This window comes from Mycolicibacterium hodleri (assembly GCF_025822245.1).
Classification (GTDB): domain Bacteria; phylum Actinomycetota; class Actinomycetes; order Mycobacteriales; family Mycobacteriaceae; genus Mycobacterium; species Mycobacterium hodleri.
Window position 1 is genome coordinate 1 of sequence record NZ_JACKTL010000052.1, and the last position, 26625, is coordinate 26625.

Here is a 26625-nt window from a genome sequence, read left to right on the forward strand (position 1 = left end):
GCGGTCGTTGAAGGCGTGCCCGTCGGGTGCGGAGACGGTGGCGTGGATCTCGGCCAGCCCGTTGTCCACGTCGCCGACGACCACGTCGCGTCCGGCGAGGCGGTCACGGCGCCGCCGCACGGCGTCGAGGTCGACCTTGGGCGGTCGTTGAAGGCGTGCCCGTCGGGTGCGGAGACGGTGGCGTGGATCTCGGCCAGCCCGTTGTCCACGTCGCCGACGACCACGTCGCGTCCGGCGAGGCGGTCACGGCGCCGCCGCACGGCGTCGAGGTCGACCTTGGCGATGACCCGGTCGATGCGCGCGGCGAGCTGGGAGCGGTTGCACGACCCCCAGCGCGGGGCGCTGATTGCGAGTTCGGCGTCCACTGCGGCCAGGGTGTCGTCGTCGACGATGAGCCCGGTCCGGAACACACAGGCCCGGAAGGTGGTCTCGTCTATGTCGCCGGCGATGAACGCCCTACCCAAGCGGGGGAGGCAGAACCGCAGGGCGTGGGCGTAGCGGACGTGGCTGGCGGCCAGGTCGCGGCTGATGCCCAGGGCGGCAGCGACTTCCAGGGTGACCGCGTCGGTGGCGTAGATAGGGGGTATGCAACGACACCAGCTCTCCGATCGCGACGAGCCGTTCGGCGGCGGCGCAGGCCTCGGCCCGCGCAGCCGAGCACATCCGCTGCAGCAACGCCGCCGACGCTCCCGATTCGCTCATGTGTTCGATTGTAGATAGGGGGTATGACACGCTGATGGGACACCACGAATCGGACAAGGCGACACTTAGCCGGCCGAGCGCGCGGCCTCCCACCTAGGCCAGCCCGCAGACGTCGGCGCTGGGTGTCCGGTGAGGGGTCGGCGCGTGATGCCGCACGTCGACGGCGCCCGACCGTCATGGGACGCCTCCGCGTGACGCACGGTGGACATCACCCGGGTCCGCCGCTGGCGGAGATCCTGGCAGTCGCCGCGAGAGCAGAACGCGCCGTTGATCCACACCAGCATTCGTCCGAGGTTACGACCCGACGTTCTTCGGGGTCGAGGCGATCAAGATCCACGAGAGGCGGACCCACCCTTGAGTACTGGCACTCGCGTGTATAGAGTGCTAAGTGGCAGGCGGCCAAACCCCGCTCCGGCTCCCGCGACGACGGTGTCGAGGTTCAGGACGTGTGCCGATCGACATGACAATTGCAGGAAATCCGTGAAGGTCCGGGAATCGTCCCGGATCGCACCCCTATCAATGTGGAGGGCTAATCGTGGCCGTGAACATCAAGCCACTCGAGGACAAGATCCTCGTTCAGGCCAATGAGGCCGAGACTACGACCGCTTCTGGTCTGGTCATCCCCGACACCGCCAAGGAAAAGCCGCAGGAAGGCACCGTCGTCGCAGTAGGCCCCGGCCGCTGGGACGAGGATGGCGAGAAGCGCATCCCCCTGGACGTCTCCGAGGGCGACACCGTCATCTACAGCAAGTACGGCGGCACCGAGATCAAGTACAACAACGAGGAGTACCTGATTCTGTCGGCACGTGACGTGCTGGCAGTCGTCTCCAAGTAAGCATCACCCATTCCGCCCCGGAGATCCCCGTCATACGCGGGTGATGTCCGGGGCGGCATGCGTTGCGTCTCATCTACGTAGACAGAAAGAACCATCATGAGCAAGCAGATTGAGTTCAACGAGACTGCGCGCCGGGCCATGGAAGCCGGCGTCGACAAGCTCGCCGACGCGGTCCGCGTGACGCTGGGGCCGCGGGGCAGGCACGTCGTCCTGGCCAAGGCCTTCGGTGGCCCGGTCGTCACCAACGACGGCGTGACCATCGCCCGGGAGATCGACCTCGAGGATCCGTTCGAGAACCTCGGCGCGCAGCTGGTCAAGTCCGTGGCCACCAAGACCAACGACGTCGCGGGCGACGGCACCACCACCGCCACCGTGCTGGCCCAGGCCATCATCAAGGCCGGTCTGCGCAACGTGGCCGCCGGCGCCAACCCCATCGAACTGGGACTCGGCATCGCCAAGGCCGCCGACGCGGTGTCCGAGGCACTGTTGGCCGCCGCCACCCCGATCACCGACCAGAACGGCATCGCGCAGGTCGCCACCGTGTCCTCGCGTGACGAGGTCATCGGCGCCCTGGTCGGCGAGGCCATGACCAAGGTCGGCCACGACGGCGTCGTCACCGTCGAGGAGTCCTCGACGCTGAACACCGAGCTCGAGGTCACCGAGGGCGTCGGCTTCGACAAGGGCTTCACCTCGGCCTACTTCATCACCGACTTCGACGCCCAGGAAGCCGTCCTCGAAGACGCACTGGTGCTGTTGAACCGGGAGAAGATCAGCTCGCTACCGGACCTGCTGCCATTGCTGGAGAAGGTCGCCGAGTCGGGCAAGCCGCTGCTGATCATCGCCGAGGACGTCGAGGGCGAGGCACTGTCGACCCTCGTCGTCAACGCCATCCGCAAGACGCTCAAGGCCGTCGCCGTCAAGGCGCCGTTCTTCGGTGACCGCCGCAAGGCGTTCCTCGACGATCTCGCGGTCGTCACGGGTGGCCAGGTGGTGAACCCCGACGTCGGTCTGCTGCTGCGCGAGGTCGGCCTCGAGGTGCTGGGTACCGCCCGGCGCGTCGTCGTCAGCAAGGACAGCACCGTGATCGTCGACGGCGGTGGCAGCCAGGACGCCATCGAGGGCCGCAAGTCTCAGCTGCGCGCCGAGATCGAGGCGACCGACTCCGACTGGGATCGCGAGAAGCTCGAGGAGCGGCTGGCGAAGCTCTCCGGCGGCGTCGCGGTCATCAAGGTCGGCGCGGCCACCGAGACCGATCTCAAGAAGCGCAAGGAAGCCGTCGAGGACGCGGTCTCCGCGGCCAAGGCTGCCGTCGAGGAGGGCATCGTCACCGGCGGTGGCAGTGCCCTCGTCCAGGCCGGGTCGGTTCTGCCGGCCCTGCGTGAGTCATTGTCGGGAGACCAGGCGCTCGGCGTCACCGTCTTCGCCTCCGCGCTGTCCTCGCCGTTGTTCTGGATCGCCACCAACGCCGGGCTGGACGGCTCGGTCGTGGTGAACAAGGTCTCGGAGCTGTCGGCGGGTCAGGGCTTCAACGCCGCGACGCTGACCTACGGCGACCTGCTGGCCGACGGTGTCGTCGACCCCGTCAAGGTGACCCGCTCCGCGGTGCTCAACGCGGCGTCGGTCGCCCGGATGATTCTCACCACCGAGACCGCGGTGGTCGAGAAGCCCGCCCCGTCCGAGGACGACGGACACGGCCACGGGCATCACGGACACTCGCACTAGGAGAGTTCGCTCGAGCAGCGCCCCCGGCCACGCGGTCGGGGGCGCTGTTTCGTTTGGCCCTCGCTCGCGGCGTTCGATTGGCCCGTCGACGGGGCCGATTCGGGGCTAGCGTGGAACGCATGGTGGCCATCCGAACGACCAAGGTCGCCCTGCGTCTCCCCGCCGTTCGTCAGGGATCGGCGTGACGACCATGCGGGCGGTCATCGCGCGGAATCGCACCGCCGGGCTCGAGCTCGCCGACGTAGCGTATCCACACGCCGCGGAGAACGACGTCGTGGTTCGGGTGCACGCGGCCGGCTTCACCCCGGGTGAACTGGACTGGCCCGCCACCTGGACCGACCGGGCCGGGCGGGATCGGACGCCCACCGTGCCGGGCCACGAGGTCGCCGGTGTGGTCACCGAATTGGGTTACGGCACAACCGGATTGGACATTGGGCAGCGCGTCTTCGGGATCACCGACTGGTGCCGCGACGGCACACTGGCCGAATACGTCGCGGTGGAGGCGCGCAACCTCGTCGCCCTGTCCGACGAGGTGGACGACGTCACCGCCGCGGCGGTGCCGATCTCGGGCCTGACCGCATGGCAGGGCCTGTTCACCCACGGCCGCCTCGACGCCGGTCAGACCGTCCTCGTTCACGGCGCCGCGGGCGGCGTCGGCTCCGTCGCGGTTCAACTGGCGCGGGAGGTGGGAGCCCGGGTGATCGGCACCGGCCGCGCCGCTCATCGACAGGCCGTGCTCGACCTGGGTGCGCACTCCTTCGTCGACCTCGAGCACGACCAGCTCGACGGGGTCGGCCGGGTCGACGTCGTGTTCGACGTACTGGGCGGCGAGCTTCTGAACTGCTCGGCGGCGCTGGTGCGCCGCGGCGGTGCGCTCGTCAGCATCGCCGAACCGCCGCGGACCCGGCCCGAGGCGGGACGGGCCGTCTTCTTCGTCGTCGAGCCCGACCGCGCAGGGCTCGCCGAGCTGGAGATCCGGCTTCGAGACGGCCGGCTGCGGCCTCTCCTGGGCGCGACGTACGCCCTCGAGGACGCACCCGACGCGTTCGCCCCGGGCACGCGCGGTCAAGGCAAGCCCGTCATCCGCGTCGTCGACGAGGGTCAACCGGAGGGAGACGGCCGATGACGGACATTCCCCAAACGCCGGCGGCGACGGCCGCGCTGGCCGTGGCGACCCGCTTCTACACGCCGGCACTGCTCAACCATTGCGTGCGCTCGTACCTGTGGGGGCGGGTATACGCCACCGCGCACGACGTCGCCGTCGACGACGAGCTGTTCTACGTCTCGGCGATGCTTCACGACATCGCCCTGACCGACTCGTTCGACAGCCATCGGATGTCGTTCGAGCAAGCCGGCGGCGACGTGGCCTGGGTCTTCGGCGTGGCGGCGGGGTGGCCCGCCGATCGGGCGGAGAGGGCGACGGAGATCATCGTGCGGCACATGCGCGACGACGTCTCGGCGGCCGTCGACCCCGAGTCTCATCTCTTGCAGGTCGCCACCAGCTGGGACGTGGCGGGGCGGCGACCCGAGGAATTCTCCCTGGCGGCGAGGGCGGAGATCGTGGGGCGCCATCCGCGGCTGGGCTTCGGGCGCGAGTTCGTCGCGTGCTTCCAAGACCAGGCGGCGCGCAAACCCGACGGTGCCGCAGCCGCCTCGATGGCCAGCGGGGGCGCTGGCCGCATCGCGGCCAACCCGCTCGACGGCTAGGGCTACCTCAGGCTGCGACGGGCAGACGAGTTTGCGACGTACTGACGTGGAAGTAGATCTGGTTGCACGGCGAGCACGACACCTCGTACTGCAGACCGCCGCCGCTGACGGCGTCGAGCTGAAAGTTGAGTGGGGCCGCGCACCGCGGGCAATGCGTGGTTCCGTTTTCGATGGTTGACGTCATCGCCGGTGCCTTTCCGTTGGGTCGCTCATGCGTTGAGCAATGGATGCCCATCAAAGTAGGAAGCTAACCTAATAGATCGCTTAGAAAACGCCGCTCGTGGCGCTTGTGTGCCCAGTCTCACGAGTGCCTAAGCACCGAAAAAGGGGTTGCCATGAGTAAAATCGATTTTGCTCCTGACCCACACCGATGAGTGTCGGAGCGGCCGTGAAACAGGAGATCAGTGCAGTGAACATGCCCGGTAGTCATGCGGGCCAGCAGTGGCGGGCGCGTCAGCGCGACATTCTGAATCGCATCGTGCGCGAAACCGACCCGCCGACCGGCAGCCTCCCGCGGATCACGGAGAGTAGCCAGAAACTCGACGCCGCCTATAGCGCGCGAGTGGGTGAGGTGCTCGACCTGGCCGGATCGATCGGCGCCATCCTGATGGCGTCCGGAATGCCGGCCACCGCGACGATGGAGAACGTCACCGCGATCACCCTCGCCTACGGCCTGGAGCGCTGCGAGGTCGACGTCATCAACACGACGATCCACGTGTCCGCCTACCGCGGCCCGACGGCCGCGCCTGCCAGCACCCTGCACATCGTGCAGAGCAGGTCGATGGACTTCAGCCGACTTGCCGCCGTCGACCGGCTGATCACCCGCATCCGCGCGGGGGAGTTGTCCCCGACGACCGCGCGTGACGAACTCGACGCCATCACCACCGCGCCACATCCCTACAAGCGGTGGATCGCCACCCTTGCCTGGGGTGCGCTCGCCTTCGCCACCGCCGGAACCCTCGGCGCCAGCTTGCTCGCCTGCCTCGTCAGTGCGCTGAGTGCCATGACGATCGATCGGGTCAACCGCCAACTGAACAGGCACGGACTGCCGTTCTTCTTCCAGTACGCGGTGGGGGGCGCGATCGCGACCGCGCCGCCGCTGGTGCTCTACTGGCTCAGTCCCAAGATCGGCCTGGACTTCGAGCCAACCGTCGCAATTGCCGCGGGACTCGTCGTCCTGCTGGCCGGGCTGTCTCTGGTCGGCTCGGTCGGCGACGTCATCACAGGTGCGCCCGTGACGGCCGCGGCCCGGTTCTTCGAGTTGGTCATGATGACCGCCGCCACCATCTCCGGTGTGGCCCTGGTGCTGCACCTGGCTAGCCAGTTCGGCGCGCCGTTCGTCGCGATCGGCGCCTACGCGCCGCCGGCGCTGGCCGAGATGCCGGCGAGGGTGGCCTTCGGTGCCGCGAGCGCGGCGGCCTACGCCCTGGCTTGCTACGCCGAACGCAACTCGGCGGTGGCCGCCGCGTTCGGCGGTGCCGCGGGCACGGTCGTGTTCCTGCTGGCTCAGGGACTGGGCCTGGGTGCGGTGGTGGCGTCATTCGCCGCCGCGGTCCCGATCGGACTCGTCGGCCGGCTCATGGAGCGCCGCAGTCTGGCACCGCCGCTGGTCGTCTCCATCGCAGGCATCGTCCCGCTGCTGCCGGGTCTGGCCCTGCTGCACGGCATCTACGCGATCCTCAACGATCAACACGCCGTCGGGTTCGCCTCGGTGCTGGGGGCAATGGCCATCGGTACCGCGTTGGCGGCCGGCGTCACCCTTGGCGAGTGGAGCTCCTTCCAGGTCCGCACACGGCGGCTCCAGGTACGCCGACTCAGCCGTCGGGCCCGCCCGGGATCAGACGGTCACGCCGCGTTCGTCGACCCGGCGCACGCGGTCGACCGGGCGATGAACGGGAAGCCGTAGCTAGGCGCTGCGGCGAATGCCCCGCTTGAGCAGGAGCTCGCGCTCGGACTCACTGAGGCCACCCCAGATGCCGTAGGGCTCCCCGACTGCAAGGGCGTGCGACCGGCACTGCGTCACCACCGGGCAACTGCGGCACATCTCCTTGGCGCGCATTTCCCGCTGGGCACGGGCACGTCCACGCTCCCCGTCGGGATGGAAGAACATCGAAGAGTCGACGCCCCGGCAAAGTCCTGACATCTGCCAATCCCAGATGTCGGCGTTGGGCCCGGGCAACTGCTGCGGCTGTGGCATTGGGAAAACCCCTCTCTACGCACATCTTTCGCGAACGATCGAAAGCGTGAGTCGTGTAACCGATCCGAGCACGTGTCGCCGATGACTACTCGTGCACACAAACTAGAAGGGCTCGTGAACATGGGTCAATAGCCCGCGCATGTGCTCAACCACATAACGGCAGGCCGAGAATTTACATCACGTTCATCAATGCGACGCGGGCGAAACGAGACCGACCACTCGACATCTCGCTCAGGCCGACGTGATCCTGCGTTTGCGCTGTTCGCGAGCCCATGGTCGGCATCCATGCGCGTAGAGCGCGCCGCCCCGGTTGACCTGGACGTAACACGGCGAGCATTCACTGTTAACCAAACTTGGCACGTGCAACGGCGACACGGCGGGTTCGACCCCGCCGACGGGCGTCTCGGCACGCGTTCCACGTTGATAACGTCCCCGCTGATGACCGACTTCGCCGACGCCGCATTCGGGGAACAACCCGGCCGCTGGCCCCTTCCCCCGGCGACCACCCCGACGGACCTGTGGCTACGTGCCGTCGCGGCCGGGGGACAGGGCCGCTACTGCGCGGCCCTTGCCGACCTCGACGCGCTCGCCCGTATCCACCCCCAGGGCGCAGTGGCGTCGCTCGCCAGCAGCACCCGCGCGTCGTTCCTTCGCCAGTTGGGCGGACACCGCGTCGCCCGTGGTTGGGACGGCCGGGCCTGGGCGGCCGCCGGCTCGGACGTCACCGCGGGCACCGATGCGCTCGTCGGGCTGGCCGCCGACGCGTTGGGCGTGGGCCGATTCGCTCTGTCGGCGCAACTGTTGCTACGCGCCCACAATCTGCTGGGCGCCGGCGCCGGCCGACTGCCGATCCGCCTGGCCTGGGTCAGCGCGGAACTGTCGATGTTCACCGGCGACGGTGCCGCCGCGGTGGCTCACGCCAGGCGCGCGGTGGACCTGGCGTCGGACTTCGGCTCGGCGCGCCATGACACCAAGTCCCGGGTCGTCCTGGCGGCCGCGCTCTGCTCCGTCGGCGACCTCGAGGCGTCCCGTGACGTGGCCGACGACGCCCTGTCGAGCGCCAAGGGGCTCGGGCTGGTGCCGCTGATCTGGGCCGTGGCGTGCCTGCTCGCCGACATCGGAAGCGCCGTGCACTCCCCGGCGCAGATTGCCGCAGTTCGCGACGCGTCGGCAGACCTCGTCCGCCACCGGGGCGGCGCGTGGACGGCGCGGTGAGTCTGCGAGTCACTGGACGATCACTAGTCTTTAGCTGGCACACCCGCCGATATCCGCCCCATCCGTAACGCTGGAGATACTGCCCACGATGACAATTTCGGGAGACAGTCTCGATGGTGTCGTGGCCAGAGCGGTTAACGGCGATCGGGATGCACTCCGGGAAGTGCTGGAGACCATCCGGCCGATCGTCTTCCGGTATTGCCGGGCGAGGGTCGGATCAGCGGAACGCAGCGGTCTGTCAGCAGACGACGTTGCTCAGGAGGTGTGCTTGGCCGCCATCACGGCGCTGCCGCGCTACAAGGATCAGGGACGACCGTTCCTGGCCTTCGTCTACGGCATCGCCGCTCACAAGGTTGCAGACGCTCACCGCGCCCAAGGGCGCAACCGGGCCGACGCAACCGACACCCTTCCGGACCGACCCTCGCTCGAGGCCGGTCCCGAACAGATGGCGATGGACTCGGACGCAGCTGAACGCATGAACAAACTGCTGGCAATCCTGCCCGAGAAGCAACGAGAGATCCTGGTACTGCGGGTGGTCGTCGGCATGAGCGCCGAGGAGACCGCCGAGGCCGTCGGCAGCACTGCCGGCGCCGTGCGGGTCGCCCAACACCGGGCGCTGGCACGACTCAAGGGCGAACTGAACGGAACGGGACGCGCTGATGCCTGATTCCAGTCGGTGGACCAATGGCGGCGGAGATCCGTCGCTCAACGAGATCAACCGCGCCGATCGCTTCTTCGAGGCGCTCGCCGCCAAGCAACCCGCCTACCCGACCGACCATGCGGAGGCCGAACTGGCCTTCCTCTTCGCCGGGCTCCGCGACGACGTGCGCGACGCGCCGGTCACCTCGCCGGTCTCGCTGAGTGCCGCCGTCGAGGCCCTCAACGGCGGCATGGCCAAGAACAGAAGCCCCCGCCGACATCTCGCGGTCGTCGGCTCGGTGGCCGCCGCCATGCTGTGCATCGGCGGCTTCGGGACGGCCGTGTACGGCGCCGGGCCCGGGGACAGCCTGTACGGCATACGGACCGCCCTGTTCGGGCAGCACGAGCAGACCCGCGACGACCAGGTGTCCCTGGCGTCCGCGCAGCTTCAGCAGGTGCAGCAGCTCATCGACAACGGGCAGTGGGAAGAGGCGCAGAGCAAGCTCGTCGCCGTCAGCACGACCGTGCAGGACGTCGGCCAGGTCGAACAGAAGCAGCAGCTCGTCGAGCAGTGGAACGCGTTGACCTACAAGGTGGTCGAGCAGGACCCCGCCGCCACGTTGCCGCCGGGGGAGCCGTTGCCGGCCCTGCCCTCGTCGCCGTTGACCTGGCTGCCGGTGCCGGTGATCGACGCGACCCCGAGTTCGGACACCACGACGTCGGACTCGCCGACCACTACGCCGTCGACGTCGGAGACCACCGAGACCACCGAGACCTCGCCCTCGGATTCGACGGTGGCGCCCGGGAGCACCACGCCGCCGTCCGACCAAACGTCGACGTCTCCGTCGTCCTCGACCGCGTCGCCGACCTCGACGTCCGTGCCGTCCACGTCTGGGTCGTCGCCGGTGGCGGAACCCGGGCCCCCGTCGTCGACTCCGCCGAGCAGCACCGCGGCAGCGCCGAGCAGCACGACCGTGACCACCACCGCTGCCCCGAGCACGACCACCACCACGACCGTGACGCGGCAGCCGGCCGCTACTCAGCAGTCGTCGACGTCACCGACCGCCTCGTCGCCCGCCGAACGGCCGACCTCGACCATCGCGGAACCACCTGCGGTTCCCCCGCGGGTAACCCCGACGCCGGCGCCAGCCGCTACCGCACCGGCGCAGCCCAGCCCGGCGGCCACCTCGACGGCGCCCGCGGCACCAACCGCGACGACCACGACGACGGTCGTACCGCCGGCCTAGCCGGCTTGGGTGTGACGAGGGAGAAGTAAGCCCTCAGCGATATCCGTCGGATTCCGTCGTCGCCTCGTTCAGCGAGGCGTCGGCGTAACCGCGGCAGTAGTCCCACGTGACGTAGGCATCCGGTTCGGGATCGTAGGCGGGCTCGTGGGGTCGCACGGTGCCGTCCACCAGCAGCTGCAGGAGGTTGGCCCGCAACATGTCCCAGTCGTGATAGTGGTCCTGCTGGCATTCGTCACAGCAGACGACCAGACCGCGAATGCCCTTGTGCGCCAGAAGCGCTTCGTACACGGCAAGATCGGCCAAATCGGCCTCGACAGCAATGCGTTCCTGGGAGTCGAGTGGCTGGCCAGGCTCCAGTGCGTCGAGCGCCGCGGTGGGGTCGCTCGGATCATCGGCGAAGGGATCGGGCGGCAAACCCGGTGGCAGATGGTCACGCACGGCTCCACACTACTCAGCACGCCGGGGTGCGCGCCAGCCGTCCACACCGTAGACCACGGCTCGCTCGCGGCATGTCCGGTGTTGCAACCGCGTTGCCAACGGTGCGTGGAACCCAAGCTCTGCGCGGGACCCCGATAGGATGGTCCCTTAGTCCTGCGCCACCTGGAGGCCCACCCATGTCGATCGCTGAAAGCGACCTTCCCATCGCCGTACCGGTGTCCACCGGAGGGGACGATCCCACCAAGATCGCAATGCTCGGGCTGACGTTCGACGACGTTCTCCTGCTCCCCGCGGCATCCGACGTCGTTCCGGCCAACGCGAACACGTCCAGCCAGCTGACCAGGCGCATCCGCCTGCGGGTGCCGCTGGTCAGCTCGGCGATGGACACCGTGACCGAATCGCGGATGGCCATCGCGATGGCCCGCGCCGGCGGCATGGGCGTGCTGCACCGCAACCTGCCCGTCGCCGAACAGGCCGGGCAGGTCGAGACGGTCAAGCGTTCCGAGGCGGGCATGGTCACCGATCCCGTCACGTGCTCCCCGTCCAACACGCTCGCCGAAGTCGACGCCATGTGCGCCCGGTTCCGCATCTCGGGGCTGCCCGTCGTGGACGGGAACGGGCAACTCGTCGGCATCATCACCAACCGTGACATGCGCTTCGAAGTCGACATGAACAAGCCGGTGTCCGAGGTGATGACCAAGGCGCCGCTGATCACCGCGCAAGCGGGTGTGACGGCCGACGCCGCGCTCGGCCTGCTGCGTCGGCACAAGATCGAGAAGCTGCCGATCGTCGACGGCAACGGCAAGCTGACCGGCCTCATCACCGTCAAGGACTTCGTCAAGACCGAGCAGTTCCCGCTGGCCACCAAGGACAGCGACGGCCGTCTGCTGGTCGGCGCCGCGGTCGGCGTCGGCGGCGACGCCCGGGAGCGGGCCATGACCCTCGTCGACGCGGGCGTCGACGTCGTCATCGTCGACACCGCGCACGCCCACAACCGTGGCGTGCTGGACATGGTGCACTGGGTCAAGACCGTCGCCGGGGACCGCGTCGAGGTGGTCGGCGGCAACGTCGCCACCCGCGCTGCGGCCCTCGCGCTGGTCGAGGCCGGCGCCGACGCCGTGAAGGTGGGCGTCGGCCCCGGCTCCATCTGCACCACGCGCGTCGTCGCCGGAGTCGGAGCACCGCAGATCACCGCCATCCTCGAAGCCGTCGCGGCGTGCGCGCCGCATGGCGTTCCGGTGATCGCGGACGGCGGCCTGCAGTATTCGGGCGACATCGCCAAGGCCCTGGCGGCCGGCGCGTCGACCGCCATGCTGGGGTCCCTGCTCGCGGGCACTGCCGAAGCGCCCGGCGACCTCATCTTCGTCAACGGCAAGCAGTTCAAGAGTTACCGAGGCATGGGGTCATTGGGCGCCATGCAGGGCCGGGGCGAGCAGAAGAGCTACTCCAAGGACCGCTACTTCCAGGACGACGTGTTGAGCGAGGACAAGCTGGTGCCCGAGGGCATCGAGGGCAGGGTGCCGTTCCGCGGTCCGCTGTCGACCGTCATCCACCAGCTCACGGGTGGGCTCCGCGCGGCGATGGGGTACACCGGGTCGCCGACCATCGAGCACCTTCAGCAGGCGCAGTTCGTCCAGATCACCGCGGCGGGGCTCAAGGAGAGCCATCCGCACGACATCACGATGACGACCGAAGCCCCCAACTACTACGCGCGCTAGGGAACCGCCGATGAGCGCTCGCGCGAAGAGAGACAATCCGAAACATGCGTGACATGGTCGAAATCGGCATGGGCCGAACCGCCCGCCGTACCTATGAACTCCGCGACATCAACATCGTGCCGTCGCGACGGACGCGGTCGTCGCAGGACGTGTCGACGGCGTGGCAGCTCGACGCCTACCGCTTCGAGGTTCCCGTCGTCGCACATCCCACCGACGCCCTGGTGTCGGTCGAGTTCGCCATCGAGCTGGGCCGGCTCGGCGGTCTCGGGGTGCTCAACGGCGAGGGGCTGATCGGCCGGCACGCCGACGTCGAGGCCAAGGTCGCGCAGGTGGTCGAGGCCGCCGCGAAGGAGCCCGACTCGTCGGCCGCGATCCGGCTGCTGCAGCAGTTCCACTCGGCGCCGTTGGATCCGGAGTTGCTGGGCAGCGCCGTCGCCCGCATTCGCGAGGCCGGCGTCACCACCGCCGTGCGCGTCAGCCCGCAGAACGCCCAGGCCCTCACCCCGGCACTCGTCGCCGCCGGGATCGACCTGCTCGTCATCCAGGGCACCATCATCTCCGCCGAGCGCGTCGCCCAGGATCGCAACGGGTCCGGCGAGCCGCTGAACCTCAAGACCTTCATCTCCGAGCTCGACGTGCCGGTGGTCGCCGGCGGCGTGCTCGACCATCGCACCGCACTGCACCTCATGCGGACCGGCGCGGCAGGCGTGATCGTCGGCTACGGCTCGACCTCGGGGGTGACCACCAGCGACGAGGTGCTCGGCATCAGCGTCCCCATGGCCACCGCCATCGCCGACGCGGCCGCCGCGCGCCGCGAATACCTCGACGAGACCGGTGGCCGCTACGTCCACGTGCTCGCCGACGGCGACATCCACACCTCCGGCGAACTCGCCAAGGCCATCGCCTGCGGTGCCGACGCCGTCGTGCTCGGGACACCGCTGGCGACGGCCTCCGAGGCGCTCGGCGACGGCTGGTTCTGGCCCTCGGCTGCCGCGCACCCGTCGCTGCCCCGCGGCGCCATGCTTCAGGTCGCCCACGGCGAGCGCCCGTCGCTGGAGCAGGTGCTCACCGGACCGTCCGACGATCCGTTCGGCTCGCTGAACCTCGTCGGTGGCCTGCGGAGGTCGATGGCCAAGGCCGGCTACTGCGATCTCAAGGAATTCCAGAAGGTTGGTCTGACGGTCGGTTCCTGACCCGTTTTCCCTGCTACCCGAAGCGCGGCTTTACAAGTTAGGGTGTCCTGTCTAGCTAGTTACCCGCCGGTAAGTTCATAATGGGCACATGGTTGCTGACTATGACGTCTTGATCATCGGCTCGGGTTTCGGCGGCAGCACGAGCGCCCTAAGGCTCACCGAGAAGGGCTACCGCGTCGGGGTGCTGGAGGCCGGTCGCCGGTTCGAAGACCAGGACATGGCGAAGACGTCGTGGGACCTCCGAAAGTTCCTCTGGATGCCGAAGCTCGGCATGTACGGCATCCAGCGCATCCATCTCCTGCGCAACTGCATGATCCTCGCGGGCGCCGGGGTGGGCGGCGGCTCGCTCAACTACGCCAACACCCTCTACGTCCCGCCGGAGCCCTTCTTCGCCGACAAGCAGTGGGCCCACATCACCGACTGGCGTGCCGAACTGATGCCGCACTACGACCAGGCCACCCGCATGCTCGGCGTCGTCACCAACCCGACGTTCACCGATGCCGACCGCATCCTCAAGGAGGTGGCCGACGACATGGGCGTCGGGGACACCTTCGTCCCCACTCCGGTCGGCGTGTTCTTCGGCGAGGACGGAAAGAAGGAGCCGGGCAAGACGGTGCCCGATCCCTACTTCGGTGGCGCCGGCCCCGCCCGCACCGGGTGCATCGAGTGCGGTTCGTGCATGACCGGCTGCCGCTACGGCGCCAAGAACACCCTGCTGAAGAACTACCTCGGACTCGCGGAATCCGCTGGTGCACAGATCATTCCGATGACGACCGTGACGGGATTCGACGAACAGCCCGACGGCAGCTGGAAGGTCCACACCGTCAGAACCGGTCGCTGGTTGCGCAAGAAGAAGCACACCTACACCGCCTCGACGGTGATCCTCGCCGCCGGCACGTGGGGCACGCAGCAGCTGCTGCACAAGATGCGCGACACCGGCCGCCTGCCCAAGCTGAGCAACCAGCTCGGCGTCCTCACCCGCACCAACTCCGAATCGATCGTCGGGGCGGGCCGCCTGCGGGTGCGCGACGATCTCGACCTCACCCACGGCGTGGCGATCACGTCGTCGATCCATCCGACCGAAGACACCCACATCGAGCCCTGCCGCTACGGCAAGGGGTCCAACGCCATGGGCCTGCTGCAGACGCTGATGACCGACGGCGTCCTCCCGGACGGGACCGGCGTGCCGCGCTGGAAGCAACTAATCCAGTCCGCCCAGTCCGACCCCAAGGGCACTCTGCGTCTGCTGAACCCGCGCCGCTGGAGCGAGCGCACGATGATCGCGCTGGTGATGCAGCACCTCGACAACTCGATCACCACCTACACCAAGAAGAGCAGGCTGGGATTCCGGCGGATGGTCAGCAAGCAGGGCCACGGGCTGCCCAACCCGACCTGGATTCCGGCGGGCAACGAGGTCACCCGCAGGATCGCCAAGAAGATCGACGGCGTTGCGGGCGGTACCTGGGGAGAGCTGTTCAACATTCCGTTGACGGCACACTTCCTGGGCGGCGCGACCATCGGCGACAGCGTCGAGACCGGCGTCATCGACCCGTACCACCGGGTGCACGGCTATCCGACGCTGTCGGTGGTCGACGGCGCGGCGATCTCGGCGAACATGGGCGTCAACCCGTCGTTGAGCATTACCGCCCAAGCCGAGCGTGCGGCCTCGCTGTGGCCCAACAAGGGCGAGGTTGACCAGCGGCCCGCGCAGGGTCAGCCGTACGAGCGTCTGGAGCCCGTCGCCCCCCGTCATCCCGTCGTCCCGGCCCACGCACCTGCGGCGTTGCGTCGCCTACCGATCGAACCGGTCAGCTCGGCGGGTTGATCGACATCCCCTGGTGACCAAGATGGCTGCAGTTCCGGTCGCCCGGCTGAGACAATGACGCCGTGAACTACATTCAGCGCCGCCGCGCGCGGCTGCTGATCAGACGGGCGCAGCCCTTCGCCGACGAGCCGCTGACGGCCGTCGCCAACTTCACCTGGGTGGGCAGCGGCATGGGCGCCCAAGCCGGGGCGTCCGGGCGCGAGGACCTCGCCGGCGGCCTGCCGATGTGGACGTTGATCGGCGCGGGCGCCACCCGGCTGTTCATCGTCGAAACCGACGAGCTCGACCCCGACCGTGGCGAGCGACTCGTCGGGTCGTGGCCCCTGAACCAGACCCAGATCGACGAGGAAGGCCTCGACCGCAAGGTGGGCCCGGTCCAGCTCGGCGTCTACCGCGCCATCAGGTTCACCCTGCCCCGCCGCGATCCCGCCGTCCTGCAGCCGTTCGGCCGCGAGGTCGAGGACTTGCTCGAGGCCCACCGCGCGGCGCAACCCAACACCCGCAGCTCCGACGGACTGACCCAGGTGGCGCTGATGACCACCTCGCGCGACTCCGCCGACGACGACGCCTTCTTCGTTCTCACCTACCACGACGGCCGCACGTCGTCGGTCCCGGTCGGCGAGGCCCACGACCTTTTCGGCGAACTGCAAGACCTCCCCGGCTTCGACAACGAGGAGTTCATCCGGGCGATCGCCGTCACCGACGAGGGCGTGTCCGTGCTGTGGCGGGCCTGAACGGCGTGCGCCACTAGACTGAGCGGGTGGAAACCGCATCACCCCGGCCCGTGTTGGTGGTCGACTTCGGAGCGCAGTACGCGCAGTTGATCGCAAGACGCGTCCGCGAGGCACGCGTGTACTCCGAGGTCGTCCCTCACACCGCGACCGTGGACGAAATCAAGGCGAAGGACCCGGCCGCGATCGTGCTGTCTGGCGGCCCGGCGAGTGTGTACGCCGACGGTGCGCCGCAACTGGATCCGGCGATCTTCGACCTCGACGTCCCCGTCTTCGGCATCTGCTACGGATTCCAGGCGATGGCCCAGGCCCTGGGTGGCACCGTCGCCCACACCGGCACCAGCGAGTACGGCCGCACTGACCTAAAGGTGTCCGGGGGAGAGCTCCACGCCGACCTGCCGGTCAGCCAACCCGTGTGGATGAGCCACGGGGACGCCGTGACCGAGGCGCCCGACGGCTTCACCGTCGTCGCCACCAGTGCCGGTGCGCCGGTCGCGGGGTTCGAGAACCGGGAGCGCCGACTCGCCGGCGTGCAGTACCACCCCGAGGTCATGCACAGCCCGCATGGTCAGCAGGTGTTGAGCCGGTTCCTGCACGAGTTCGCGGGCATCGACTCGACGTGGACGCCCGCCAACATCGCCGACGCGCTGGTGGAGCAGGTCCGCGCCCAGATCGGCGACGGCCGTGCCCTGTGCGGATTGTCCGGCGGCGTGGACTCCGCGGTGGCCGCGGCGTTGGTGCAGCGCGCCGTCGGTGACCGGCTGACGTGTGTCTTCGTCGACCACGGCCTCCTGCGTGCCGGGGAGCGGGGGCAGGTGCAGCGCGACTTCGTCGCCGCCACCGGCGCCAACCTCGTCACGGTGGACGTCGAGGCCCGGTTCCTCGAAGCCCTGTCCGGGGTGACCAATCCGGAGGGCAAGCGCAAGATCATCGGCCGCGAATTCATCCGCGCGTTCGAAGGCGCGGTGCGGACCCTGGTCGAGGACGGCGGCGGTGACGTCGACTTCCTGGTCCAGGGGACGCTGTACCCCGACGTCGTCGAGTCCGGCGGCGGCACCGGTGCGGCCAACATCAAGAGCCACCACAACGTTGGCGGGCTGCCCGACGACCTCAAGTTCACACTCGTCGAGCCGCTGCGGTTGCTGTTCAAGGACGAGGTGCGCGCGGTGGGTCGCGAACTCGGTCTGCCGGAGGAAATCGTTGGGCGCCAACCGTTTCCGGGACCTGGTTTGGCGATTCGCATCGTCGGCGAGGTCACCGCGAGCCGGCTGGACACGCTGCGCAGGGCCGACGCCATTGCCCGCGAGGAGCTCACCTCCGCCGGGCTGGACAACCAGATCTGGCAGTGCCCGGTGGTGCTGCTCGCCGACGTACGGTCGGTGGGCGTACAGGGCGACGGCCGGACCTACGGCCACCCGATCGTGCTGCGGCCCGTCTCCAGCGAGGACGCGATGACCGCCGACTGGACCCGCGTCCCGTACGACGTGCTCGAGCGGATCTCGACGAGAATCACCAACGAGGTGCCCGAGGTGAACCGGGTGGTTCTCGACGTCACCAGCAAGCCGCCCGGCACCATCGAGTGGGAGTAGCGCCTCCCGGTCAGAGGTCTTCGGACTTGTCGATGAGGTCGCCGAGGATCTGACTGACCGAGGACTCGATCGTCGACTCGATCGAGAATGCGAGGGTCGCCGACACCGCGGCCACCGCCTGCGTGCGGAACCGCACCAGCATCGTAATCAGTTCGGCCACTTCGGTATCCGGCGGAAGGGCGGCGCCCGGGTTGATCCGGGTGAGGACGTGCTCGACGCCCGCGCGCACCAGGATGCCGCTGATCTCGTCGATCAGCGGTGCGGTCTGCTCGTGGATGTCGACGAGTTTGTCGGTGCTGACGCCGTACTGCTTGATCTCGTTGAAGGCCTCGATCAGCTTGGGCCGCACCACCGTTGCCACGTCGTCTTCGACGGTGATGACGCCGAGGCCCACCATCCGGTCGAAGGCGCCGTCGTCGTCGACCAGGCTCCTGGCCTCGGCGACCGACATCCGGTCGGGCTTCTCCGAGGCCCAGCTGCCCGCGATCGCAGACTCCAGGCCCAACATGTCGCCGAGGTTCTTGCCCTCCTCCCAGGCGCTGAGCATCTCGTGCACGTGGGAGATGTTGTAGCCCCGGTCCAGCATCGAGGTGATCAGGCGTAGCCGGGTGAGGTGGGTGTCGTTGAACAGCGCGATGCGGCCCACCCGTAGCGGCGGGTGCAGGAGGCCGCGGTCGCGGTACACGCGGATGTTGCGCGTGGTGGTACCCGCCAGCCGCGCGAGCTCGTCGATCCGGTACTCCCCGGACGCCGCGACGCCGTGAGGTTGGACCGCGGCGTCGAACAGCTGTGACACTGCGTTCTCGATGACGTCGCGAGAGCCCCGCCGAATCTGCCGCGGCGCACGACGAAGCCCGTTGAGGATCGTCGAGATCGCGCCCGCTTGTTGCCGCGGCTGCTTGGCGGGCGGCACGTCAGGCCGACGAACTGATGCTCACGGCGGGTGCACCCGCCGGTGACGATCCCCCGGTCGCTTCGCTCCTGCCCGACGGCACCGCCTCGTAGTCGCCCAACCTGAAGTCACGCATCTGTCGAAGATACTGCGTGGCGAACCCCGGGTACATCGAGGCGTTGAATCCGTCGGCCGTCAGATACCAGCTGCTGCATCCGCTCATCCACGTCGTCTTGGTCAAACGCCGTTGAAGGTCCTCGTTGTGGCGGCGTTGAACGTCGGCGCGGACGTCGAGGTAACGCAGGTCCTCGCGCAGGATGGTGGTGATGCCCGCGACGGCGTAGTCGAGCTGGCCCTCCACGAAGACCAGGAGCGAATTGTGCCCCGGCCCGGAGTTGGGACCCGTCATGAAGAACAGGTTCGGGTAGCCGCTGGCGTTGATGCTCTTGTACGCCTGCGCGCCGCGGACCCATTCCTCGGCCAGTGACCGCCCGCCCAGCCCGGTCACCTCATACGGCGGGCCCGTCAGGTGCACGTCGTACCCGGTCGCGAACACGACGCAGTCCAGGTGATGTTCGATGCCGTCGCCGGTGCGGATGCCCACCGGACTCATCGTGGCGATCGGCCAGTCGATCAGCTTGCAGTTGTCGCGCTGCAGGGCGGGGTAGTAGTCGCTGGAGACCAGCATGCGCTTGCAGCCCGGGGTGAAGTCGGGCGTCAGCTGCCTGCGCAGCCACGGATCCTTGACCTGGCGGTGCAGGTGCGCCTTGCCCAGTCGGGCGACCAGCCCGCTCAGCGGTGACTTCCACACCAGCGCGGTGGCACTGGCCTCGTGCCCCCAGAACAGCGCCTGCCGCGCTGCCCGTTGCACCGCAGGCACTTTCGCGAAGAGATCCTGGGCCCGGGCCGGGGTGGCGACGTCCAGACGCGGGATCACCCAACCCGGCGTGCGTTGGAAGACCTTGACGAACGCCGCCTGCTTGACCAGCTCCGGCACGATCTGCACGGCGCTGGCACCGGTGCCTATCACGGCGACGCGCTTTCCCGTGAAGTCGTAGTCGTGGTCCCAACGGGCACTGTGAATCTTGTGGCCCTCGTAGGTGTCGATGCCGCGGACGTCGGGCCACGCGTGATCCGGCAGCGGGCCGGACGCCAGCACGACCGTGCGGGCACGGTAACGCTTGCGTCCGGTGGTTCGGACGTCCCAGACGCCCTCGGCCTCGTCGAAGGACAGCCCGCTCACCTCGGTGCCGAAGTCGATCCGACGCCGCAGGTCGAAGCGGTCCACCAGGTCCTCGATGTGTAGCCGGATCTCCTCGGCGGGGGAGTAGGCCCGCGACCAGGTCGGGTTGGCGACGAACGAGAAGGAGTAAAGCAGTGACGGAATATCGCATGCCGCACCGGGATACGTGTTGTCCCGCCACGTGCCGCCGACGCGCTGGTCGCGTTCGACGATGACCACGTCGTCGACGCCGGCCTGGGTCAGCTTGATCGCCGCGCCGATCCCGGTGAACCCGGTGCCGACGATCAGGGTGTCGTAGACGTGCACGTCACGCTGCCGGTTCATAGGTCAGCTCCTTGAACCAGGTGGGGATGGGACTCAGCAGGCTGTTCGGGTAGCGATCGGAGAGCCAGACCATCGAGTTCGCCAGGTAGTGATACGGGTTGTTCGGGTTGACCACCAACCGGGAGTGGAACTTCAGCAGCTGGTAGGTCGGGACGCGGCGGGTGAACTCGGCGCGCTCGCCCATCTTCTTGAAGCGCATCATGGCGTCGTAGAGCCGCTCGGGCTGCAGGCCCATCTCCACGATGTTGTTGCGCATCCGGTTGAGCAGGGGCGCGTACATCAGCATGCCGAGGATCACCCCCGGCGAGGCGACGTTGCCGACGAACTGGATGGCCAGCCGGCGCGCGGTCGCGTTGCCGATCATGTTGAGCACGTCGAAGTCGACTGCGATGTGGCGGGATTCGTCGTTGTTGATCTTCTCGAACACCTGGTGACACACCGGGTCGTGCACCTCTTCGAGCAGGAACTTGAGCAGCGCGCCGTCGAGGGCGACCTCCAGCATCGGGATGACGGTGCCGAGAATCGACAGCGACATGTCGTCGGAGTACTTGTCCAGCCACTGGATGGCCAACCGGATGTTGATGTTCGGTTCCGGCATCTCGCCGTCCTCGAGCATGCCCCACCGCTTCATCAGGGCGAGTTCGGCGTTGGCGTGCCGCTGCTCCTCGGCGTGGAAGTAGCGGTAGATCTCGGCGAGGACGGGCGTCGGCGCCTTCTTGGCCAATGCGGCGAACCCGCGGGCGCCCACGTTCTCGATCCAGCACAGGTCGGCCATGAAGGCCTTGAGCTTGGGCCGGAACTCGTCGCTGATGGTCTCTGCGCCCGGTGCGTCCCAGTCGATGTCGGCCAGCGCCCATTGCCGGTCCTTGATCTTCTCCAGCATTGCATCCATGTCGATTGCCACGGTCGTCTCCTAAGTGGTCGCGCGATTGGTCAGCCCGACGGCACGGGTGTACACCGTCGGTGTGAATCGTTTGATGCCCCAGCCGATTCGGGCATCGGGCTGCGGCATGCAGTACAGCGCGCCGCGGTCGTTGGCATCCAGGCACGTCCGGGCGACGCGCTCGGGAGAGAAGCCGGTCCACCGCATCAGGCGGTCGGCGAGTTGGGTCGAGCGCGCCGAGATGCGGCCCGCCTCGACGATGTTGGTCTTGACGAACGTCGGGCACAGCACGGTCACGTTGATTCCGGTGCCGGACAGCTCGGCGGCCAGCGTCTCCGACAACGACAGCACGCCGGCCTTGCTGACGTTGTAGGCCGCCATGCCGGGGGCTGCTCCGAACGCGGCGGCCGAGGCGACGTTGACGATGCCGCCGGGCTGACCCGCCTCCCGCAGGATCGGCGTGAACACCTGGCAGCCGTGGATCGGTCCCCACAGGTTGATGCCGAGAACCCAGTTCCAGTCGTCCATCTCGATCTCACCGATGACGGCGCCTCCCGCGCCGACGCCCGCGTTGTTGACCACCAGCGTCGGCGGTCCGCCGAACCACGACTGCGCCGCCTCGGCCAGGTGTGCCACGTCGTCGAGTTGCGAGACGTCGCAGCGGACGGAGGTGGCGTGACCGCCCGCGGCGACGATGGCGTCGGCCGTGGCCCGCGACGACCCCTCGTCGACGTCGCTGCACACGATCCGACCACCACGCTTGGCGAGTTCGACGGCGAACGCGGCGCCTATCCCGCTGCCGGCTCCGGTGATGACGGCCGCTGCCCCGTGGCTGCGCTTGGGTGAGGATCCGAAGAGGTTCACCCGGCCGCCTGGTCAATTGCTCTGTTGCGCAACGACTCTGCGATGAACGCCGCAACCTCCCGCATTGCCGGTGCGGCCTCGGGGGTGAGCCTCGGGAGTGCCTGGAAGACGTGCACCTGATCCGGCCACACCTGCAACTCGCAGTCGCCGCCGGCAGCCGTGATGTCGGCCGCCAGCCGGCGAGAGTCGGCGACCAGCATCTCGCCGCCACCGGCCTGGACGAGGGTCGGCGGCATCCGTCGACCACCCGCGACGTCGAGGGAGAGTCGGGGATGTGTGAGATCCGTTCCGGCGCAATACAGTCCGACCAGTTTCGCAGCGTCGGCGGCGCGGATCGCGGGGTCGCGGCGCAGCTCCTCCCTGGTGCGCGCCAGCCCGAACGTCAGGTCGAGCAGCGGGGAGAACAGCGCAAGGCCGGCGGGATGCGCCACATCGGGTTGGAGAAGCAGGTCGACGGCGAGATGTCCGCCGGCCGAATCGCCCGCGACGACGATCCGATCGGGGGCGAAACCCTTCACCGTGCAGAGCCACTCCCAGCCGGACCGGACGTCGACGGCGGCAGCGGGAAAGCGGTGGCGCGGAGCCAGGCGGTAGTCGAGGCAGAACACGGGCAGCCCGGTCAGGCGCGACAGCCAGGCCGTCAGCCTGCGGTGCGTGCGGGGTGAACAGAGCGCGAAGCCGCTGCCGTGCAGGAAGTAGATGCACTCACCCGGCTCCTGCCCCCCGGCGGCCGTGACGCCGGCGCCCCGCACCCACTCGCCGACGACTCGGCTGCCGTCGCGAAGGCGGACGTCGACTTTCTCGACCTCGGTGCCCGCCAGCGACGGGCCGAAGGCGTCCATGATCCGCTCGACGATCCGGCGGGACGCCCACAACCCCCAGGCCCGTTCCGGCGGCAACGCCGCGCTGATCTGTCGCAGGGTCAGTCCGCTGACCGTGGCCGCGGCCCGCGATCGCTTGGAGCCCCGGTGGGGAATCGTGTCGGTCGTCACGCCGAAAGTACAACAGCGATTGGTGACATTTGTCAATGTCACCATTTAAGCGTGGGAGAGTTAGGCCACAGCGAGGGGCGACGGAAGGGGTCAGCGCAGCGGGTCGCCGCGCCAGAGGAAGCTGTTGACGTATTTTCCCATGTCAAGGGCGATCTGCAGGTTTGCCGCCGACGGTTTTCCCGAGCCGAAGTCGGGCCCGAAGGCGTGATACGGCCCGACGGCGCCGGCGACCAAGGCGAGGTCGTTCTTCACCGCCACCACGACGACCAACCGCATGCGGCTGTAGCTCGCGTTGGAACCCTGCGGCCAACAGTCGGCGACCAGGCCGTAGCCCGGTTGGTACCCGACCATTGCGTTGGGGATTTCGTAAGCCATCTTCGTGTCGGGAAAGGTCGCCTTGACCAGCTGGTTGGCGATCTGTTTCGGGGTGCGGCCGGTCGCGGGTTCGCTGAACAACCGCAGGGTGCCGCCGTCGCCGGCCAGCAGGTCGGCGGTGACGCCATGGTCGCCCGTGGTGACGTTGTAGGCCGTCCCCTCCGCCGGGTAGGCGACTGAGAACGTCCCGTCCGGCGCGGTGAAGCGGGGATTGACCGTCACCGGCAGTCCCAGCGGTGGTCGCCCGCAGTCGGGTGGACACACGTACCGAGCCGACGGCTTCTCGATCGCACCGGACATGACGACGAGGCCCGCGGCGACCAGGCCGATGGCCGCCACCCAGACGACGAGGAGCCGGCGGTGTGAGGTCTTGCGCAGCGCCGGCGCGGTGTAGGTGCCCGCGTGCGTCGAGTAACCCTGGACGATCGTCGTCACGCGTCGCCCGAACCCGGCTCGGTGTCGACGCGGATCGGCCTGATCTCACGCCGGGCCTGCCGCGACGATCGCGAGGACGCTCGGGTGGCCGCTCCGCAAGCCACGCAGAACGCCATGTCGGGCACGACGTGCCCGCAGTGCTGGCATAGCAGGGGTTGGTCGGAGAGGATCTCGTCGTGGGCTTCGTGCAGCAACGCCAGATGCAAGCCGACCCGCAACGCGAGTAGTGCGGTTGCCGCCACGCCGAGATGCAAGGCGAGCTGGAGCAATTGGGGCATCCTGGCCACGTCGACGAGGCCAAGGCCTGCGTAGAGCACCAGCACCACCAGTGCGAAGACAGCCACGGCGAGGCGGACGTAGTTGCGGTGCTGGTGTTTCTTGTTCTCCGGACGGGTGAACCAGAGCGCCGTGCCGATCAGACCGCCGACCGCGGCCGCGGTCAGTGGCACGGCGACGCCCCGGATGCCGGCTTCGACGATCAGACCGTTCATCGGGCGCGACCGGGCGATCATGCCGCCCGCGAACTGCGGTGCCAGCCGGGTCATTTGGGCCGCCGCGGTGAACATCAGGGCGCCGAGTGCGCCAATGGCGAAACCGTCGAGGGCCTCTCGCTGACCGGGTCGCACCAACCTCACCAACAGGGCGGGGACGAGCATCAGCACCACGCCGCCGATGGGGACGCCCAGCCCGTCGTGCAGGATGCGGGATCCGGCGATGCCCATCCCCAGACCGACGTCGTAGGCCCGTGCGACGACGGCCCCCGTGAGGAGCACCCATCCGACGCCAAGTCCGATGCCCAATCCCGCCGTGGCCACCAGGGTTCCGGTGGGGACGTCGTCGTAGACGTCGGACTCCTGCAGGTAGATCAGGAACAGCAGGGGCAAACCCAGTGCGGCGACGGTGATCAACGCCGCCGGTAGCCGAAACAGGCTGGTGGCCACCAGGGCCGCCAGGATCACCCCGAGGCCGACGAGGAACGGCATGCGCGAATTCGGGGACAGGTGGGGGAACAGCGAGCTGACGATGTTGGGCCGGAAGAGATGCTCCCCGGGTGATGCGCTGTAGGCCCTGGCCCGCAACCAGCCCGGCCCGTCGGCGCGGTGCTCGCTGAGGGGGATGCCGCACAGTCCGCAGTACTCGCCTTCGGGCACCTCGGTCTTGCACACCCGGCACTCGACCATTCCCGGGGTGGGGTCGTCCGTGTCGGGTTGGGTACTCATGGCGAGATCCTCTGGATGGTGAGCAGGTTGCGGGCGAGGTTGTCGACGTCGGGGGTTCCGAGCCCGCTGACCAGGTCGTAACCCGGTCCCGCGATGTCAACGGCATTGCCGCCCAACGTCACGTCGCGGAAGGCGGGCAGCGGCGCGCCCTGAGCGATGCGGTAGAGCAGGGGGTTGATGTCGCCGATCTCGCGACCACCGTTCTCCTTCAAGAACTGTGTCATCACCGCGGTCAGCCCCGCCCAGATGGGTGCCGACTGCGAGGTTCCGCCGCCGACGACGTTGTCGCCGTTGAGCACGATCTTCACCCCGGTGAACGGGTCGGCGACGGCGGAGATGTCCGGGGTCAGTCGCTTGCCCGTATTGCGGTCCGCGGGAATCTGTCCGGAGGCAACCTGCTGCCACGGGGGCCGGTCGAAGAGCGTCGACACGCCCCCGCCGGTGCCCTGAGAGAGCGGCACGTCGAACCACGCCTGCTCGGCGAGCCACTTGCCCTGGGCGTCGGTGGACAAAGTGGTGCCCCCGACGCTGGTCATCTCGGGAACGGAGGCAATGGAATCCAGCCCGACGTCGGCCGGTCCGGGTGGTGAGTCCCAGTCGTCACCGCCCTTGCACTCGAGGCCGGCGAGGTCGCCGCTGGCGTTGAACGCGGTGGTGCCGTTCTCGTGGGCGTCGGCGAGCGCGGAGCGGACCGGCTCCAAATCCGCTGCGGTGAGCAGCTTGTCGCAACCCCAGCCGATCGAGAGGCTCCAAATCGACCCGGGGAACTTCTCATTGGTGTCCTCGAGCATCTGCCCGATCTTCTGGAAGGCGCCGTCACCCTGGACGGTCGGTCGGGCGTTGACCACGACCAATTTGGCGTCGGGTGCAATCGCATGGGCGACTTCGAGATCCATCGTGGTCTCGCCGTACGGCTCGTTCAGTTGGTCGCCGACGACGGTGGGGGTGAACTTGGGTAGTGCGTTCTGGGTGGCGAACATGTCGAGGTCGGACTGAGCGAAACCGTTGAAGGCGAAGATGACGATCGTGGTGCCCTTGCCGGTGAAGCCGCTGCGTGCCATGCCTGCCGCGTTGTAGGTGTTGAGCAGGGCGGTGGGCGTCAGTCCGCGGTCGGGGACGTCGAGCGGCAGGATGTCGGGCCGTGACTCGTGATGCGGTGTGTAACTGAGGATTCGGCCTAGCTGCAGCACTTCACCCCGTAGTGGCGTGGGTACCTCCGGCTGCTGCGGTGAGGCGTAGAACTCTTGGCCACGCCGGCCGAGGTAGTCGTGGACCTCGACGGCGAAGGCCGCTGCCACGTGGTCGGGCGGCCCCTCCACCACGGCCCAGCCGTCACTGGTGCGCCATTGCACGGAGAGACCGTGCCGGCTCGCCCAGTCGATCAGCGCAACGGGACGACGGTCGTCGTGCAACATCGCGGTGAGTTGGACGTGGTTGCCGCGGGCCGGTCCCAGATCGGTCGACGCGGCCAACAGCGAGGCAAAGGGTCCGTCGATCACGTTGGACCGGTCGGCGTCCGGGGCGATCCGCAGATCGGAGGCCAGCGCCAGAACGGCCAGCATGATGACGGGCAGCAGCCACGGCCAGGCATTCGAACGCCTGGTCCGTGGTGCTGTCACGGTCGGTGACGGCATGGTGT

The 26625-nt window shown here is 68.5% G+C and carries 25 protein-coding genes; 13 read left to right on the forward strand and 12 right to left on the reverse strand.

The annotated features are described in order from the left end of the window. A partial coding sequence (locus H7J06_RS21820; protein ID WP_308205818.1) for a DUF222 domain-containing protein occupies positions 1-653 on the reverse strand: 653 nt, incomplete at its 3' end. Positions 654-1234: 581 nt separating this feature from the next. Here H7J06_RS21820 and groES point away from each other — a divergent pair. The 4 genes from groES (at position 1235) to H7J06_RS21840 (ending at position 4966) form a co-directional block, all read left to right on the forward strand. Beyond that, positions 1235-1537, forward strand: a complete 303-nt coding sequence (gene groES, locus H7J06_RS21825) for a co-chaperone GroES (RefSeq protein WP_149480186.1) — start codon at positions 1235-1237, stop codon at positions 1535-1537. A gap of 96 nt (positions 1538-1633) precedes the next feature. Next, entirely contained in the window at positions 1634-3259 is a 1626-nt protein-coding gene (gene groL, locus H7J06_RS21830) for a chaperonin GroEL (RefSeq protein WP_264041220.1), read from the forward strand. A 190-nt stretch (positions 3260-3449) separates the two neighbouring features. Continuing rightward, on the forward strand, positions 3450-4385 hold the full coding sequence (locus H7J06_RS21835; protein ID WP_264041391.1) for an NADP-dependent oxidoreductase: 936 nt from the start codon (positions 3450-3452) through the stop codon (positions 4383-4385). Further along, the gene (locus tag H7J06_RS21840) at positions 4382-4966 is read left to right on the forward strand and encodes an HD domain-containing protein (protein WP_264041222.1); all 585 of its coding nucleotides are present in this window, start codon (positions 4382-4384) and stop codon (positions 4964-4966) included. Before H7J06_RS21835 ends, H7J06_RS21840 begins: the two co-directional genes overlap by 4 nt. A 7-nt stretch (positions 4967-4973) precedes the next feature. Here the strand turns inward: H7J06_RS21840 and H7J06_RS21845 are convergent, their stop codons facing one another. Beyond that, entirely contained in the window at positions 4974-5150 is a 177-nt protein-coding gene (locus H7J06_RS21845; protein ID WP_264041224.1) for a hypothetical protein, read from the reverse strand. A 204-nt stretch (positions 5151-5354) separates the two neighbouring features. Here H7J06_RS21845 and H7J06_RS21850 point away from each other — a divergent pair, with 204 nt between their 5' ends. After that, positions 5355-6872 carry a threonine/serine exporter family protein gene (locus tag H7J06_RS21850; protein WP_264041225.1) on the forward strand — a complete coding sequence of 506 codons (1518 nt, stop codon included), beginning with the start codon at positions 5355-5357 and terminating at the stop codon, positions 6870-6872. Here H7J06_RS21850 and H7J06_RS21855 read toward each other — a convergent pair whose 3' ends face one another. After that, the gene (locus tag H7J06_RS21855) at positions 6873-7163 is read right to left on the reverse strand and encodes a WhiB family transcriptional regulator (RefSeq protein ID WP_056556934.1); all 291 of its coding nucleotides are present in this window, start codon (positions 7161-7163) and stop codon (positions 6873-6875) included. 438 nt (positions 7164-7601) lie between these two features. Between H7J06_RS21855 and H7J06_RS21860 the strand changes: the two genes are divergently transcribed. The 3 genes from H7J06_RS21860 (at position 7602) to H7J06_RS21870 (ending at position 10264) form a co-directional block, all read left to right on the forward strand. Then, a complete protein-coding gene (locus tag H7J06_RS21860) occupies positions 7602-8378 on the forward strand; it encodes a hypothetical protein (RefSeq protein ID WP_264041226.1) in 777 nt (258 codons plus the stop codon). Between the two features lie 88 nt (positions 8379-8466). Then, positions 8467-9045: a sigma-70 family RNA polymerase sigma factor gene (locus H7J06_RS21865; protein ID WP_264041228.1), complete on the forward strand. Its 579-nt coding sequence runs from the start codon at positions 8467-8469 to the stop codon at positions 9043-9045. Next, on the forward strand, positions 9038-10264 hold the full coding sequence (locus H7J06_RS21870) for an anti-sigma-D factor RsdA (protein WP_264041230.1): 1227 nt from the start codon (positions 9038-9040) through the stop codon (positions 10262-10264). The genes H7J06_RS21865 and H7J06_RS21870 overlap by 8 nt, the downstream gene beginning before the upstream one ends. Before the next feature lie 33 nt (positions 10265-10297). Here H7J06_RS21870 and H7J06_RS21875 read toward each other — a convergent pair whose 3' ends face one another. Further along, a complete protein-coding gene (locus tag H7J06_RS21875; protein WP_056556921.1) occupies positions 10298-10702 on the reverse strand; it encodes a DUF5319 domain-containing protein in 405 nt (134 codons plus the stop codon). Between the two features lie 176 nt (positions 10703-10878). On the opposite strand from H7J06_RS21875, the gene guaB reads away from it, so the two are divergent. The 5 genes from guaB (at position 10879) to guaA (ending at position 17758) form a co-directional block, all read left to right on the forward strand. Next, positions 10879-12420: an IMP dehydrogenase gene (gene guaB, locus H7J06_RS21880; RefSeq protein WP_264041231.1), complete on the forward strand. Its 1542-nt coding sequence runs from the start codon at positions 10879-10881 to the stop codon at positions 12418-12420. A 44-nt stretch (positions 12421-12464) separates the two neighbouring features. Next, the gene (locus tag H7J06_RS21885) at positions 12465-13613 is read left to right on the forward strand and encodes a GuaB3 family IMP dehydrogenase-related protein (RefSeq protein ID WP_275079742.1); all 1149 of its coding nucleotides are present in this window, start codon (positions 12465-12467) and stop codon (positions 13611-13613) included. Positions 13614-13701: 88 nt separating this feature from the next. After that, positions 13702-15438 carry an FAD-dependent oxidoreductase gene (locus H7J06_RS21890; protein ID WP_264041234.1) on the forward strand — a complete coding sequence of 579 codons (1737 nt, stop codon included), beginning with the start codon at positions 13702-13704 and terminating at the stop codon, positions 15436-15438. A gap of 62 nt (positions 15439-15500) precedes the next feature. Next, entirely contained in the window at positions 15501-16172 is a 672-nt protein-coding gene (locus H7J06_RS21895) for a hypothetical protein (RefSeq protein WP_264041235.1), read from the forward strand. A gap of 26 nt (positions 16173-16198) precedes the next feature. Further along, on the forward strand, positions 16199-17758 hold the full coding sequence (gene guaA / locus H7J06_RS21900) for a glutamine-hydrolyzing GMP synthase (protein ID WP_264041237.1): 1560 nt from the start codon (positions 16199-16201) through the stop codon (positions 17756-17758). A 10-nt stretch (positions 17759-17768) separates the two neighbouring features. Here guaA and H7J06_RS21905 read toward each other — a convergent pair whose 3' ends face one another. From H7J06_RS21905 to H7J06_RS21940, 8 genes are read right to left on the reverse strand one after another with little or no spacing between them, the layout of a single operon-like run. Next, complete coding sequence (locus H7J06_RS21905) at positions 17769-18671, reverse strand: MerR family transcriptional regulator (protein ID WP_372515380.1); 903 nt, start codon at positions 18669-18671, stop codon at positions 17769-17771. 1 nt (position 18672) lies between these two features. After that, positions 18673-20217 carry a flavin-containing monooxygenase gene (locus H7J06_RS21910; RefSeq protein WP_264041239.1) on the reverse strand — a complete coding sequence of 515 codons (1545 nt, stop codon included), beginning with the start codon at positions 20215-20217 and terminating at the stop codon, positions 18673-18675. Next, entirely contained in the window at positions 20201-21121 is a 921-nt protein-coding gene (locus tag H7J06_RS21915) for a ferritin-like domain-containing protein (RefSeq protein ID WP_264041240.1), read from the reverse strand. Before H7J06_RS21915 ends, H7J06_RS21910 begins: the two co-directional genes overlap by 17 nt. A gap of 9 nt (positions 21122-21130) precedes the next feature. Continuing rightward, positions 21131-21964, reverse strand: coding sequence for an SDR family NAD(P)-dependent oxidoreductase (locus H7J06_RS21920; protein ID WP_264041242.1), 834 nt, complete (start codon positions 21962-21964; stop codon positions 21131-21133). Further along, the gene (locus H7J06_RS21925; RefSeq protein WP_372515381.1) at positions 21961-23001 is read right to left on the reverse strand and encodes an alpha/beta hydrolase; all 1041 of its coding nucleotides are present in this window, start codon (positions 22999-23001) and stop codon (positions 21961-21963) included. Before H7J06_RS21925 ends, H7J06_RS21920 begins: the two co-directional genes overlap by 4 nt. 45 nt (positions 23002-23046) lie before the next feature. Beyond that, entirely contained in the window at positions 23047-23766 is a 720-nt protein-coding gene (locus tag H7J06_RS21930; protein WP_264041246.1) for a hypothetical protein, read from the reverse strand. Then, a complete protein-coding gene (locus H7J06_RS21935; RefSeq protein WP_264041249.1) occupies positions 23763-24986 on the reverse strand; it encodes a zinc ribbon domain-containing protein in 1224 nt (407 codons plus the stop codon). Before H7J06_RS21935 ends, H7J06_RS21930 begins: the two co-directional genes overlap by 4 nt. Further along, positions 24983-26620, reverse strand: a complete 1638-nt coding sequence (locus H7J06_RS21940; protein ID WP_372515382.1) for a S53 family peptidase — start codon at positions 26618-26620, stop codon at positions 24983-24985. The genes H7J06_RS21935 and H7J06_RS21940 overlap by 4 nt, the downstream gene beginning before the upstream one ends. Between the last annotated feature and the right edge of the window lie 5 nt (positions 26621-26625).